13 protein-coding genes, 2 pseudogenes and 1 riboswitch are annotated in these 13,483 nt (G+C 74.0%); of the genes and pseudogenes, 8 read left to right on the forward strand and 7 right to left on the reverse strand.

Annotation, left to right across the window (positions count from 1 at the left end; genetic code table 11):
- Positions 1-76 precede the first annotated feature (76 nt).
- Genes FHR82_RS35435 through FHR82_RS35445 form a run of 3 tightly spaced genes read left to right on the forward strand, consistent with a single transcriptional unit; the run spans position 77 to position 3,254 of the window.
- Entirely contained in the window at positions 77-1,126 is a 1,050-nt protein-coding gene (locus tag FHR82_RS35435) for a ferredoxin-like domain-containing protein (protein WP_311771425.1), read from the forward strand.
- Entirely contained in the window at positions 1,123-1,749 is a 627-nt protein-coding gene (locus tag FHR82_RS35440; RefSeq protein WP_184814967.1) for a precorrin-8X methylmutase, read from the forward strand. Before FHR82_RS35435 ends, FHR82_RS35440 begins: the two co-directional genes overlap by 4 nt.
- Positions 1,746-3,254, forward strand: a complete 1,509-nt coding sequence (locus tag FHR82_RS35445) for a precorrin-2 C(20)-methyltransferase (RefSeq protein ID WP_184814968.1) — start codon at positions 1,746-1,748, stop codon at positions 3,252-3,254. The genes FHR82_RS35440 and FHR82_RS35445 overlap by 4 nt, the downstream gene beginning before the upstream one ends.
- Here FHR82_RS35445 and FHR82_RS35450 read toward each other — a convergent pair.
- The gene (locus FHR82_RS35450) at positions 3,226-3,966 is read right to left on the reverse strand and encodes a cobalt-precorrin-6A reductase (protein ID WP_184814969.1); all 741 of its coding nucleotides are present in this window, start codon (positions 3,964-3,966) and stop codon (positions 3,226-3,228) included. The two genes, FHR82_RS35445 and FHR82_RS35450, sit on opposite strands and share 29 nt — an antisense overlap.
- Before the next feature lie 182 nt (positions 3,967-4,148).
- Between FHR82_RS35450 and FHR82_RS35455 the strand changes: the two genes are divergently transcribed.
- Complete coding sequence (locus FHR82_RS35455; protein WP_184814970.1) at positions 4,149-5,219, forward strand: cobalt-precorrin-5B (C(1))-methyltransferase; 1,071 nt, start codon at positions 4,149-4,151, stop codon at positions 5,217-5,219.
- Here FHR82_RS35455 and cobM read toward each other — a convergent pair.
- Together cobM and cbiE are read right to left on the reverse strand one after the other, a co-directional pair.
- Positions 5,143-5,904, reverse strand: coding sequence for a precorrin-4 C(11)-methyltransferase (cobM, locus tag FHR82_RS35460; protein WP_184814971.1), 762 nt, complete (start codon positions 5,902-5,904; stop codon positions 5,143-5,145). The genes FHR82_RS35455 and cobM overlap by 77 nt on opposite strands.
- Before the next feature lie 37 nt (positions 5,905-5,941).
- A complete protein-coding gene (cbiE, locus tag FHR82_RS35465; RefSeq protein WP_311771426.1) occupies positions 5,942-7,141 on the reverse strand; it encodes a precorrin-6y C5,15-methyltransferase (decarboxylating) subunit CbiE in 1,200 nt (399 codons plus the stop codon).
- Between the two features lie 15 nt (positions 7,142-7,156).
- Positions 7,157-7,301: riboswitch (cobalamin riboswitch) on the forward strand.
- A 29-nt stretch (positions 7,302-7,330) separates the two neighbouring features.
- Here cbiE and FHR82_RS35470 point away from each other — a divergent pair.
- From FHR82_RS35470 to FHR82_RS35480, 3 genes are read left to right on the forward strand one after another with little or no spacing between them, the layout of a single operon-like run.
- The gene (locus FHR82_RS35470) at positions 7,331-9,292 is read left to right on the forward strand and encodes a putative cobaltochelatase (protein WP_184814972.1); all 1,962 of its coding nucleotides are present in this window, start codon (positions 7,331-7,333) and stop codon (positions 9,290-9,292) included.
- Positions 9,292-9,906 carry a cob(I)yrinic acid a,c-diamide adenosyltransferase gene (gene cobO / locus FHR82_RS46740; RefSeq protein WP_184814973.1) on the forward strand — a complete coding sequence of 205 codons (615 nt, stop codon included), beginning with the start codon at positions 9,292-9,294 and terminating at the stop codon, positions 9,904-9,906. Before FHR82_RS35470 ends, cobO begins: the two co-directional genes overlap by 1 nt.
- The gene (locus FHR82_RS35480; RefSeq protein ID WP_184814974.1) at positions 9,903-11,267 is read left to right on the forward strand and encodes a cobyrinic acid a,c-diamide synthase CobB; all 1,365 of its coding nucleotides are present in this window, start codon (positions 9,903-9,905) and stop codon (positions 11,265-11,267) included. Before cobO ends, FHR82_RS35480 begins: the two co-directional genes overlap by 4 nt.
- Here the strand turns inward: FHR82_RS35480 and FHR82_RS35485 are convergent.
- Entirely contained in the window at positions 11,159-11,911 is a 753-nt protein-coding gene (locus FHR82_RS35485) for a CbtA family protein (protein WP_184814975.1), read from the reverse strand. The two genes, FHR82_RS35480 and FHR82_RS35485, sit on opposite strands and share 109 nt — an antisense overlap.
- Before the next feature lie 5 nt (positions 11,912-11,916).
- Complete coding sequence (locus FHR82_RS35490) at positions 11,917-12,129, reverse strand: CbtB domain-containing protein (RefSeq protein ID WP_184814976.1); 213 nt, start codon at positions 12,127-12,129, stop codon at positions 11,917-11,919.
- Positions 12,130-12,319: 190 nt separating this feature from the next.
- On the opposite strand from FHR82_RS35490, the pseudogene FHR82_RS35495 reads away from it, so the two are divergent.
- Positions 12,320-12,841: pseudogene (locus FHR82_RS35495) on the forward strand (histidine phosphatase family protein); the annotation flags it as partial.
- Here the strand turns inward: FHR82_RS35495 and FHR82_RS48110 are convergent.
- Positions 12,731-13,165: pseudogene (locus tag FHR82_RS48110) on the reverse strand (VMAP-C domain-containing protein); the annotation flags it as partial. The pseudogenes FHR82_RS35495 and FHR82_RS48110 sit on opposite strands and share 111 nt — an antisense overlap.
- Positions 13,096-13,473, reverse strand: a complete 378-nt coding sequence (locus FHR82_RS35500) for a hypothetical protein (protein ID WP_311771427.1) — start codon at positions 13,471-13,473, stop codon at positions 13,096-13,098. The pseudogene FHR82_RS48110 and the gene FHR82_RS35500, both read right to left, overlap by 70 nt.
- Between the last annotated feature and the right edge of the window lie 10 nt (positions 13,474-13,483).

Genomic DNA, 13,483 nt, shown 5'->3' on the forward strand with positions numbered 1-13,483 from the left:
GACCGTGGTCATCCGGAACCGTCAGACGGACGCCTGTCCCGGCGTGCTCGCCGTACACCGAGCGGCGGATGGCGGTGTGGCACGAATTCGTGTACCGGGCGGGCAGCTGTCCGCCGCCGCGTTCCGCGTGGTCGCCGGCGGCGCGGCCGAACTCGGCGACGGCACCGTCGAGCTGACGTCGCGGGCCAACCTGCAGGTGCGCGGGCTCGCCGACGGCGCGGAGACCGAACTGGCCGCGCGACTGTCCGGGGTCGGCCTGCTGCCGTCGGCGACGCACGACAAGGTGCGCAACATCCTCGCGTCTCCCCTGACCGGCCGCGACGGCGCGGGGCTCGCCGACGTGCGGCCGCTCGTGTCCGAACTGGACGCCGCACTGCGCGGAAACGCCGGGCTGGCGGCACTTCCCGGCCGGTTCCTGTTCGCGCTCGACGACGGCCGGGGGGACGTGGCGTGGCTCGGCGCGGACGTGGCCGCGCGCGCGGCCGCACCGGATGTCGCCGCGATCCTGTTGGGTGGCACCGACAGCGGGCTGCGGGCGCCACTCGCCGACGTGATCCTTCTCATGCTCGCGTGCGCGGAGGCGTTCCTGACCGAGCGCGCCGACGAGTGGCGACTCGCCGAGCTGGACGACCGCGGCCGTCGGCGTGTCGCCGCGCGGCTCGGTGCGTCGGTCGCCGAACCCCTTCCACCGCAACCGGTTCTGGCCGGTCCGCTCGGGCAGGTCACGCAGGCCGACGGGCGGACCTCGCTCGTCGCGGGCGCGCCGCTTGGCTGGCTCGACCGCGACCAGGCCGCCGCGCTCGCGGACACGGGCGCGCCGTTGGTGGTGACGCCGTGGCGCGCTGTCGTGGTCGCAGACCTCCCCGACCCCGGACCGGTCGCGCGGCGGCTACGGTCTGCCGGGCTGCTTCTCGACCCGGACGCGCCGAGAGTCACCGCGTGCGTCGGCAGGCCGGGGTGCGCGAAGGCCCTGGCCGACGTGCGTGCCGACGCGCGGCCGGTGGCCGGGGTCGACGTGCCGGTGCACTGGTCGGGGTGCGGACGCCGGTGCGGACGGCCGCGTGGTGAGGTGCTGGACGTGGTGGCGGACGGGAGCGGGTACGTGATGACACGAGGAGACCGATGACCGCGATGGACTATCTCCGTGACGGCGCGGAGATCTACCGCCGCTCGTTCGCGACCATCCGCGCGGAGGCGGACCTCGCCGCGTACCCGCCGGACGTCGAACGGGTGGTGGTCCGCATGATCCACTCGTGCGGCATGGTCGACCTGACCACTGACGTCGCGTACTCCCCCGGCGTCGTCGCCTCGGCCCGCGCCGCACTGCTCGCCGGCGCGCCGGTCCTGTGCGACGCGCGGATGGTCGCGTCCGGCATCACCCGCCACCGGCTCCCCTCGGACAACGAGATCGTGTGCACGCTGTCCGACCCGCGTGTCCCCGCGCTCGCGGCGGAGCAGGGCACCACGCGCAGTGCCGCCGCGCTGGACCTGTGGGGCGACCGGCTCGGTGGCGCGGTCGTGGCGGTCGGGAACGCGCCGACCGCGTTGTTCCGGCTGCTCGAACTCCTCGACGCGGGCGCGCCCCGGCCCGCCGCGGTGCTCGGGCTGCCGGTCGGGTTCGTCGGTGCGGTGGAGTCCAAGGTGGCGCTCGCGGCCTCGGGGCTACCGCACCTGGTGGTGCACGGCAGGCGCGGTGGCAGCGCGATGGCCGTGGCCGCCGTCAACGCGATCGCGAGTGAGGCGGAATGACGGGCACGTTGTACGGCGTCGGCCTCGGCCCCGGCGACCCGGAACTGATCACGCTGAAGGCGGCGCGGCTGATCGAGGCGGCGGACGTGATCGCCTACCACAGCGCGCGGCACGGGCGGAGCATCGCGCGTGGCGTCGCCGCGGCACACCTGCGTGGCGACCAGATCGAGGAGCAGCTGGTCTACCCGCTGACCGTGGAGACGACCGACCACCCTGGCGGCTACCGCGGCGCGATCGAGGACTTCTACACCGCGAGCGCGGCGAAGCTGGCCGCGCACCTCGACGCGGGCCGGGACGTCGTGCTGCTGTGCGAGGGCGATCCGCTGTTCTACGGCTCCTACATGCACATGCACACCCGCCTCGCCGGGACGTACCCGACGGAGGTGGTGCCGGGCGTGACGTCGGTGAGCGGTGCGGCGGCGGTGACGAGGCGGCCGCTCGTCGAGGGCGAGGAGGTGCTGACGGTCCTGCCCGGCACGCTGCCGCCGGAGGTGCTGGCGGAGCGCCTCGCGGGCACGGACCCGGCCGCGGTGCTCAAGCTGGGCCGCAACTTCGAGAAGGTGCGCAAGGCGCTCACCGACGCGGGGAGGCTCGACGAGGCGCTGTACGTGGAGCGGGCGACGTGGGAGACCCAGCGGGTCGCGCCGTTGTCCGAAGTGGACCCGGACTCGGTGCCGTACTTCGCGCTCGCGCTGCTGCCGAGCGGCCTGACCGTCGACCCGGCACCCGTCCCGGCCCGCGCGGACGCCGCCGGTCCGGGTGAGGTGGCGGTGGTCGGGCTCGGCCCGGCCGGGCGGCCGTGGGTCACACCGGAGGCACAGGAGGCCCTGGCCTGGGCGGACGACCTGGTTGGCTACGGCCCGTACCTCGACCGGGTGCCGCCGAACCCGCGACAGCGCAGGCACGCGTCGGGCAACACCGTCGAGGCCGAGCGGGCGGCGCTGGCACTGGAACTCGCGCGGGGCGGGTCCCGCGTCGTCGTGGTGTCGTCCGGTGACCCGGGGGTGTTCGCGATGGCCAGCGCCGTGCTGGAGGTGGCCGACGACCCGAGGTGGGCGGACGTGCCGGTGCGGGTGGTGCCGGGGCTGACGGCGGCCCAGGCGGTGGCGAGCCGGGCGGGTGCGCCGCTGGGGCACGACTTCTGCACGCTGTCGCTGTCGGACCGGCTCAAGCCGTGGGACGTGATCGCGGGCCGGCTGGCGGCGGCCGCGGCGGCGGACTTCGTGATCGCGATCTACAACCCGGCGTCCCGCAGCCGCCGCGACCAGCTGGTGGCGGCCAAGGACCTGCTGCTCACGCACCGGGCGGGCGACACCCCGGTGATCATCGGCCGGGACGTCGGCGGCCCGGCGGAGACGATCGAGGTCGTGCGGCTGGCCGCACTGAATCCGTCCACTGTGGACATGCGGTGCCTGCTGATCGTCGGCTCGTCGCGGACGCGGGTCACGGAGCTGCCCGACGGGACCCGGCGGGTGTTCACCCCCCGGCACTACCCAGCCAGCTGAGGGCCTCGTCGACGGTCGCGACGATCGGCACGTCCGGCGGCGTCGGCCTGCGCACCATGATGACCGGTATCCGCAGTTCACGCGCGACGGTCAGCTTGGCGGCCGTCTGGTCGCCGCCGGAGTCCTTGGTGACCAGCAGGTCGATGTCGTGGGTGGTCATGAGTTCGCGTTCGCCGTCCACTGTGTACGGACCGCGGGAGAGGATCAGCTCCTTGCGGGCCGGGAGCGGCAGGCCGGGCGGGTCGACGCAGCGGATGAGGAACCACCGCCCGGACCGGGCGAACGCGGCGAGCCCCTGGCGGCCGGTGGTGAGGAACACGCGCCTGCCGAGCCCGGGCAGCATCGAGGCGGCCTCGGCGAGCGAGTCGGCCCAGTGCCAGTCGTCGCCGGGGCCGGGCGTCCAGCCGGGACGCCGCAGGAGAACGAGCGGGATCCCGGCGTACCGGGCGGCTTTGGCCGCGGAGGCACTGATCCGCTCCGCGAACGGGTGCGTGGCGTCCACGACGGCGGTGACCTTCTCGGCAGCGAGCCAGTCGGCGAGCCCCAGCGGTCCACCGAACCCGCCGACCCGCACTTCGCCGGTGGGCATGCGGGGCCGTTCGACCCGTCCGGCGAGCGTCGAGATGACACGGGTGGCCCGATGTCCGGCCAGCTCGGCGGCCAGTTCGCGGGCCTCGCCGGTCCCGCCCAGAATGGCGACGCACCGGTTCACCGGCCCACCCCCGGCGACCGGCCAAGAGCACGGGCACCCCGCTGCCGCGGCGGCCGAACCTGTCGGTGCTCGCCGACAGCGTGCGAACCGGGGGCCCGCCGACCCGATTGAACGGACCGTTCAATCGGGCTCACTCCTCGGGTGGGGCGGCCTTCGGCCGTGCCGGATGGCAGGCTTGGCACGTGGGCACTCCTCTGCGCCGTGGCTGGACCACCGGCGCCTGCGCGACCGCGGCCGCAAAGGCCGCGTGCGCCGCGCTGCTCACCGGCGAGTTCCCCGACCCCGTCCAGATCGTCCTCCCCAAGGGGCACACCCCGGCCTTCGCCCTGTCGCAGACCGCGCTCACCGGTGACACGGCCATGGCGGCCGTCGTCAAGGACGCCGGGGACGACCCGGACGTCACGCACGGCGCCACCATCCGCGCCACCGTCCGTCGCGGCGCGCCGGGCAGTGGCGTCACCTTCCGCGCGGGGCCCGGGGTCGGCACGGTCACCAAGCCCGGTCTGCCGCTGCCCGTCGGTGAACCGGCCATCAACCCCGTGCCGCGACAGCTGATCCGTGCCGCGGTCGCCGAAGTCGGCGGGACCGATGTCGTCGTCGAGGTGTCCGTCGACGACGGTGCGGAACTGGCCACGCACACCTGGAACCCACGGCTCGGGATCCTGGGTGGACTGTCCATCCTGGGCACCACGGGCGTCGTGATCCCGTACTCGTGCTCGGCGTGGATCGACAGCATCCGCCGCGGCGTGGACGTCGCCCGCGCGGCCGGGCACCGGCACGTCGCCGCCTGTACCGGCAGCACGTCGGAGAAGGCCGTCGCGCGGTTGTACGGGTTGCCAGAGGACGCCCTGCTCGACATGGGCGACTTCGCGGGCGCGGCGCTCAAGTACCTGCGCCGCCACCCCGTCGAGCGGCTCACGATCGCGGGCGGATTCGCGAAGCTGTCCAAGCTCGCCGACGGGCACCTGGACCTCCACTCGGGACGGTCGCAGGTGAACCTCGACCGCCTCGCGGAACGCGCGGGCCTGCCTCACCTCGCCACCGCCAACACCGCGATGGAGGCACTGCGGCTGGCGCAGGCCGCGGGGGTGCCGCTCGCCGACCGGGTCGCCGAGGCCGCCCGCCACGAGGCCCTCGGCGTCCTCGCCGGGGCGCCCGTCGACGTGGACGTCCTGGTCATCGACCGCTCTGGTGGCCTGGCCGGACGCGCGCCTTCGAGTACAGGTGGGAGTCCGGGAAGCCCTCCGCGGTGAGCACCTCACCGACGATGATCACCGCGGTCCGCCTCACCCCGGCCTCGTGGACCTGCGCCGCGATCGTCGCCAGCGTGCCGCGCAGCACCACCTCGTCCGGGCGGGACGCGTACGCCACGACGGCCACCGGGCAGTCCGGCCCGTAGTTCGGCAGCAGCTCCTCGACGACCTGGTCGATGCGCTGCACGGCCAGGTGCAGCACCATCGTCGACCGCGTCCGGCCCAGCGACGCCAGGTCCTCCCCCGGCGGCATCGCGGTGGCGCGCGCCGAAATCCGCGTCAGCACGACCGTCTGGCCCACACCGGGCACGGTCAGCTCACGGCCGAGGGTGGCCGCCGCGGCCGCGAACGCGGGCACGCCGGGCACGATCTCGTACGGCACGCCCTCGGCGTCGAGCCGCCGCGCCTGTTCGGCGACCGCGCTGAACACCGACGGGTCACCGGAGTGCAGCCGCACCACGTCGTTGCCGCGCCGGTGCTCGGCGACCAGCTCGGCGACGATCTGGTCGAGTGTCAGGTCCGCGGTGTCCACGAGCCGCGCACCGGCCGGGCAGTCGGCCAGTACCTCGGACGGCACCAGGCTGCCCGCGTACAGGCACACCGGCGCCGTCGCGATCAACCGCTGCGCCCGCACCGTGATCAGGTCCCCGGCCCCTGGCCCCGCCCCGACGAAGTGCACCGTCATGCGTTCCGACCTCCATGATTCACTCCGCAAGCTCCGTTCATGCCTCTCTCGTCACCACCCACTGCGTCACCGGCATCATCGGCTTCCAGCCCGTGAACCCGCCTACCGGTGCGGCGCGGCTCACCTCGATCCGGGTCAGCGTGCCACCCACCGCGGCCTGCCACCGGGTCAGGACGGCCTCCGACTCGAGTGTCACCGCGTTCGCCACGAGCCGCCCGCCCGCGCGCAGCGCCGCCCAGCACGCCTCGACGACGCCGTCACCGGTCAGCCCGCCGCCGACGAACACCGCGTCCGGCCTCGGCAGACCCGTGAGCGCATCGGGCGCCCGGTCTTGCACGACCGTCAGGCCCGGGACACCGAGCAGACCCGCGTTGGCGCGGATCCGGTCGGCCCGCGCCGGCCGCGACTCGACGGCCACCGCCGTGCAGGACGGGTGCGTGCGCAGCCACTCGATCGCCACACTGCCCGAGCCCGCGCCGACGTCCCACAACAGCTGGCCCGGCAGCGGGGCCAGCACGGCGAGCGTGACAGCGCGGACCTCGCGCTTGGTGAGCTGGCCGTCGTGGTCGTAGGCGTCGTCCGGCAGGCCGGGCGTGCGGCCCAGCGGCGTGACGCCCGGCGCGGCGCGGCAGTCGAGCGCGATGACGTTCAGCGCGCCCGCGGTCGCGGACCAGGCCGCGGCCTGGCCGTCCTGCCTGCGCTCGGCAGGGCCGCCGAGGTCGTCGAGGACGGTCATCGCGGTCGGGCCGAACCCGCGGTCGGTCAGCAGCGCGGCCACCTCGGCCGGGGTGTCCGCGCCCGCCGACAACACGAGCATCCGCCGGTGCGGCAACGCGATCAGCGACGACACCGGACGGCCGACGAGGCTCACCACGTCGACGTCCTCGACCGGCCAGCCCAGCCGCGCGCACGCGAGCGACACCGACGACGGGTGCGGGAACACCCGCACCGCGCCCGCGCCGAACAGGCGCACCAGCGTGCCGCCGACGCCGAAGAACATCGGGTCGCCGCTCGCCAGCACGCACACCCGCCGGCCCGCGTGCTCGGCCAGCAGCGGTTCGACGGCGGGCAGCATCGGCGACGGCCACGTGACACGCGTCGCACCGGAATCCGGCAGCAACGCGAGCTGCCGGGTACTGCCGACGACGACCTCGGCCACGGCCACGGCGTTCCTGGCCGGCTCCGCGAGCCCGGCCCAGCCGTCCACGCCGATGCCGACCACGGTGATGGGTTCCACGGACCGGCACCGTAATCGACTTTCGGCGCGGTGTCTGACACGATGCGAGAGAACGAACAGCGAGGTGCGCGAGGAAACCAGCGCGAATCTGGTGCGGTCCCGCCACTGTGAGCCGGAGAGATCCGGTGAGCCAGACACTCGGCCCCCGCTGCGGCACCAACTCGGGCGCGGACCCGGGGAAGGACTCGCATGACCGCGGGCTACCCGTTCTCTGCCGTCGTCGGCCACGACGACCTCCGTCTCGCCCTCCTGCTCAACGCCGTCCACCCCGCCATCGGCGGGGTTCTCGTGCGTGGTGAGAAAGGAACGGCGAAGTCGACCGTCGTACGCGGGCTCGCCGCGCTCCTCCCCGCTGTCGCCGTGGTCGAGGGCTGCCGCTTCAGCTGCGATCCCGCCGCACCGGACCCAGCGTGCCCCGACGGGCCGCACGACGGCGCCGCCGCGACCAGGCCGGCGCGCCTCGTCGAGCTGCCCGTGGGCGCCACCGAGGACCGGCTCGTCGGGTCGCTGGACCTGGAACGCGCGCTGACCGCCGGTGTGCGGGCCTACCAGCCGGGACTGCTCAGCGCCGCGCACCGCGGCGTGCTGTACGTCGACGAGGTCAACCTGCTGCACGACCACCTCGTGGACCTCCTCCTCGACGCCGCGGCGATGGGCCGCGCGCACGTCGAGCGGGACGGGGTGTCGGTGTCGCACGCCGCGTCGTTCTTGTTGGTGGGCACCATGAATCCCGAGGAGGGTGAGCTGCGGCCGCAGCTGCTCGACCGGTTCGGGCTCACCGTCGAGGTGGCCGCGGCCCGCGATGTCGACGCGCGCACCGAGGTGATCCGCAGGCGGCTCGCGTTCGAGGCCGACCCGGCCGGGTTCGCGGCGCGGTGGGCACCGGAGGACACCGCGCTCGCGCAGCGGATCGTCACCGCACGCGCCGCACTGCCGTCGGTCCGGCTGCCCGACAAGGAACTGCGCCGGATCGCCGCGTTGTGTGCATCGTTCGATGTGGACGGTATGCGCGCGGACCTCGTCGTGGCCCGTGCCGCGGTCGCGCACGCCGCGTGGCGTGGCGCGGCGGAGGTCGAGGCGCGGGACGTCGAAGCGGCGGCCCGGCTCGCGCTGCCGCACCGCAGGCGCCGCGACCCGTTCGACGAGCCCGGCATCGACGAGGAGCAGCTCCAGCAGGCGCTCCGCGACGCCGAGCCCGACCCGCCCGACCCCGACGGCGGCCCCGGTTCCGGCAACAGCTCCGGCAACTCCGACGTGGACGGTCCGGCCGAGAACGGTGAACCGGCGGCCAATGGCAGCCCGCCGGGCGGTGGCGGCGACCAGGCCCAGCCCGCCGCCATCCCTGATCCGGCCTTCCGGGCGCGACTCCTGTCCGTCGACGGCATCGGCGAGGGCGCACCCGGGCGCCGGTCTCGCGCCCGGTCCGGGTTCGGCCGCACGCTGCGCGCGACGGAAGGCCACGGCCACGGGCTGCACCTCGTCGGCACGCTCGCCGCGGCGGCGCCCCACCAGCTGGCCCGTGGCCGCACCGGCGCGGGCATCGTGCTGCGACGCGGCGACCTGCGCCGCGCTGTGCGGGAGGGCAAGGAGAGCAACCTCGTCCTGTTCGCGGTCGACGCGTCCGGGTCGATGGCGGCACGCAAACGGATGTCGGCCGTCACCGGCGCGGTGATCTCGCTGCTGCTCGACGCCTACCAGCGGCGCGACAAGGTCGGGCTCGTCACGTTCCGCGGCGACGGCGCGGAACTGGTCCTGCCGCCGACGTCGTCGGTCGAGGCGGCCGTCACCCGGCTCCGCAGGCTGTCCACCGGCGGCCGCACCCCGCTCGCCGACGGGCTGCTCCGCGCGCACCGGACCCTTGCCACAGAACGGTTGCGGGACTCGCGACGCCGTCCCCTGCTCGTCGTCGTCACCGACGGCCGGGCCACCGTGCCACTGCGCGCGGACCCGGTGGCCGACGCCCTGCGTGCCGCCGGGCTGCTCGCCGCGGACGGGGTCGCGAGCGTCGTCGTCGACTGTGAGCGCGGCCCGGTGCGGCTCGGCATCCCCGCGCGGCTCGCCGCCGCGCTCTCCGGCGCGCACGTCCGGCTCGACGAGCTGTCCGCCGACCACGTCACCGGTGTGGTGCGGGCCGCACGGAGCGCGGCCTGATGCCACAGGGGAAACCGGAAGCCGTGCCCGAGGACGGCCTGACCACGCGCCAGCGCCGCAACCGGCCGCTGCTGATCGTCCACACCGGACCGATGAAGGGCAAGTCGACCGCCGCGTTCGGGCTCGCGCTGCGGGCGTGGAACCAGGGCTGGCCGATCGGCGTGTTCCAGTTCGTCAAGGCCGCCAAGTGGAAGGTGGGCGAGGAGACCGCGTTGCTGGCGCTCGGCGAGGTGCACGAACAGACCGGTCGTGGCGGGCCGGTCGAGTGGCACAAGATGGGGGCCGGCTGGTCGTGGTCCCGCAAGCAGGGCACCGAGATCGACCACGCGGAAGCGGCCCGGGAGGGCTGGCGGGAGATCACGCGCCGCCTCGCGGACGAACGCCACACGCTGTACGTGCTCGACGAGTTCACCTACCCGATGAAGTGGGGCTGGGTCGACGTCGGCGAGGTCGTCGAGGCGCTGGCGAACCGGCCCGGGCACCAGCACGTGGTGATCACCGGCCGGGACGCGGCACCCGAACTGGTCGCGGCGGCAGATCTCGTCACCGAGATGACGAAGGTGAAGCACCCCATGGACACCGGCGCGAAGGGCCAGAAGGGCATCGAGTGGTGACCTCGGCGGTCGTCATCGCCGCGCCGTCGTCGGGCAGTGGGAAGACCGTCGTGGCAACGGGGTTGATGGCCGCCCTGCGCAGGGCGGGTCACGGGGTGGCACCGTTCAAGGTCGGCCCGGACTACATCGATCCCGGCTACCACACGCTCGCCGCGGGCAGGCCCGGCCGTAACCTCGATCCCGTGCTGGTCGGCGAACACCTGGTGGGCCCGCTGTTCGCGCACGGGTCCGCCGGTGCGGACCTCGCGGTCGTCGAGGGTGTGATGGGCCTGTTCGACGGGAAGGTCGGCGCCGACGGGTTCGGGTCGACCGCACACGTCGCCGGGTTGCTGGGCGCGCCGGTGGTGCTGGTCGTCGACACGCGGGGTCACAGTTCGAGCATCGCCGCGCTGCTGCACGGTTTCCGCACCTGGCGGCCGGGCGTCCGGCTCGCGGGGGTGATCCTCAACCAGGTCGGCTCGGACCGGCACGAGGCGGTGCTGCGGGACGCGTGCGAGGACGTCGGGCTCGACGTGTACGGGGTGCTGCGCAGGAACGCGGCGGTCGAGGTGCCGTCGCGCCACCTCGGGCTGGTCACCGCGGCGGAGCACGGCCCGGCGGCGGTGCGGGCCGTGGACGCGATGGCCGACCTGGTGTCCGGTGGTGTCGACCTGGCCGCGATCGTCCGCCTGGCACAGTCGGGCCGGGAGTTCCCGTTGTGGGAGCCGGAGATCACGCCGGTGTCCGGCAGTCCGGTGGTGGCGGTGGCGGGCGGGCCCGCGTTCACGTTCGGCTACGCGGAGCACGTCGAGCTGATCGGCGCCGCCGGCGCCGAGGTGGCGGTGGTCGACCCGCTGCGGGACACCGCGCTGCCCGACGGCACGGCGGGAATCGTGCTGCCGGGCGGGTTTCCCGAGCAGTACGCCGCCGAACTGTCCGCCAACACGGCACTCCGGACCGCGGTCGCCGCCGCCGGTGTGCCGGTGCACGCCGAGTGCGCGGGCATGCTGTACCTCACGCGATCCCTCGACGGTCACCCGATGTGCGGGGTGCTGCCCGCGGACGCGACCATGACCACGCGGCTCACCCTGGGCTATCGCGACGTGGTGGCGCCGCACGATTCCGTGCTGCACCCGGCGGGCACCCGGTTGACGGGACACGAGTTCCACCGCACCACCGTCACGCCGGCCCATGGCGACGGACCGGCGTGGCGATGGCGCGGTGGCGCGGACGGGTTCGCGGGTCCGCTGGTCCACGCGTCCTATGTGCACACTCACCCGGCGGCGAGCCCGGCCTCCGTGGCGCGTTTCGTCTCCCGCTGCGCCAACCGATCGAGCAGCGCGGCGAACGCCACCCCGATCGCCACCCACAACACGGCCTGAGTGCCGAGCGACGCGAGCCGGAAGTCCCACAGCGTCTGCGCCGGGAAGTCGGCGGGCACCTCGTCGTAGGCCGGTAGCAGCGCGGCGACGACCGACACCGCGACGACGTACGCGAGCGCCGCCCCGACGCGGCCGAGCCACCCGGACCGGGCACTCGCCCGCACGGCGACCACCGCGAGCACCACGGAGAACGCGACCATCGCGAAGTAGGTCGCGGTCCGGTCGCCGATGGTCTCGGCGTGGCCGACGGCGGGCGGGTTCGGCGGGTAGACGAGGAAGGGCACGAACGCGACCGCGACGAACCCCACGGCGGTCAGGGACAGCGCGGTCGCACGGGGTGCCCGCGTGCCGATCCGCCCGTGGGCGAACGCGAAGGCGAGCGCGAACAACCCGCCGAGCGCGGTGCCGAACGCGCACGTGGCGACGGCGAGCCCGATGGTGCGCTGTACGTCCCTGCTCACTTCGGCCGACCCGTGATCGTGGTCGGGGGCCTCGGTCTCGCCGTGGTCGTGACCGCCCGGCCCCTGCTCCTCGATGGAGATCGCCACCTCGACCGGCGGCTCCCCCACGACGGCGGCGAAGGCGAACGCGAACACCCCACCGACCAGGCCGGCCAGCAGTCCGGCGACGAGCAACGCGCGCATGCCGGTCAGTGGCACGGGAAGCCGAGCAGGTGGCGACCGTCGTGCACGAGTTCGTGCAGGTAGGTCCCGTCGAACATGGAGACGGCACCCTGTTCCGTGCTCACGAAGTACATGACGATGAGGAACAACAGCCCCGCGAACACCGCCCACGGCAGGATCTGCCGGATGGGGATGGCGGGGAGCTCGAACGGGATGGGCGCGTGGGCGGCCTGCGACATGTCGCCTCCTCGGGCTCGTGCGGCCCGGTCAGTGGAGCGTTTCGACGGCGGAGGGTCTGACTCGTGCCTCGGGAGCACATACAGCGGCGCGACCGTGCCGGGCTCTCACCGGCTTCCTCATACCATCAGTTCTCTGGCAACGTATTCAGCCGCGTCGACCCTTGTCAACCTCGCAGGCGAACGGAGGAGAATGACCACACGCCTGGTCCTCGTCTGCCACGGCGCGACGTCCGCGACCCGCAGGGCGGCGTTCCCCGCCGACGAGCCCCTGGAGCACCCGGCCCCGTTTCCCGACCCGCCCCGCGCGGACGTGGTGCTGTGCGCCCCGCACACCCGCTGCCTGGAGACCGCGCAGGCCCTGAACCTCGACCCCACCCCGGACGACGGCCTGCGCGACTGCGACTACGGCAGCTGGCGCGGCCGCACCCTCGACGACGTGACGATGTCCGACCCGGCGGCCGTGCACGCGTGGCTGACCGAGCCCGCCGCCGCCCCGCACGGTGGCGAGTCCACACAGGACCTCCTGGCCCGCGTCGGCACCTGGCTGGACACACTCCCCCGCGACCACCGCCGCATCGTCGCCATCACCACCCCGGCGGTGATCAAGGCGGCCGTGGTGCACGCGATCCTCGCCACCCCGGCGTCGTACTGGCGCATCGACGTACCACCACTGTCCAGAACGGAACTGTCGGGCAGGCCTACGCTGTGGACGGTCCGGACTCTCGCCGCAGCGAGACCGCGGACCCGATGACACGTTGCGGGTCGTCCCACAGCACGACGAGGTCTGCATCCGCTCCAGCGAACGCACAGAACAGGTGTAACGAGATCCGATGGGCTCCGGGGGGAGCATGGAGTCCCCCGCCGACGGCCACTGGTCGACGTCGAGGTTCAGCAGTTCGCCCGGCAGCACGAACTCGATGCGGATGTCCGGCTGGTACCGCGCCCACCTGATCTCCACGTCCTCGATCACCACCGCGACCTGGCGCCGTACCTCGTCCAACGTGCGGTGAAGTCGGGCCCCGCCGTGGGCCGCCACCCTGCGGAGAGGTCGATCTGTGTCCAGTGCCGGAGTTCGTAGCGCTCACCGTCGAGCCCGAGCCGGCGGATCAACAGCACGAGGTAGGCCGGCTCGTTCGGTGCGGGACCCGGCGGCGGCGCCCGGAACTCGCGGCGCATCAGCTGGAGTTCGGTGATCACGTTCAGCCTGCCCGCCTGCAGATCGCACCACCACCGCAGCTCCGTCGCCAGCTCGGGCGGCCCACCCGCCGCGAGGTGCTCGACGAACACGATCGGTCTGGGGAGACCGGTCTCGTCGGCGTTCAACGTCTCCAAGGTGGGAAACACAGCCAGTCGG

The organism is Actinophytocola algeriensis, from assembly GCF_014203735.1.
In the GTDB taxonomy this organism is placed as follows: Bacteria; Actinomycetota; Actinomycetes; order Mycobacteriales; family Pseudonocardiaceae; genus Actinophytocola; species Actinophytocola algeriensis.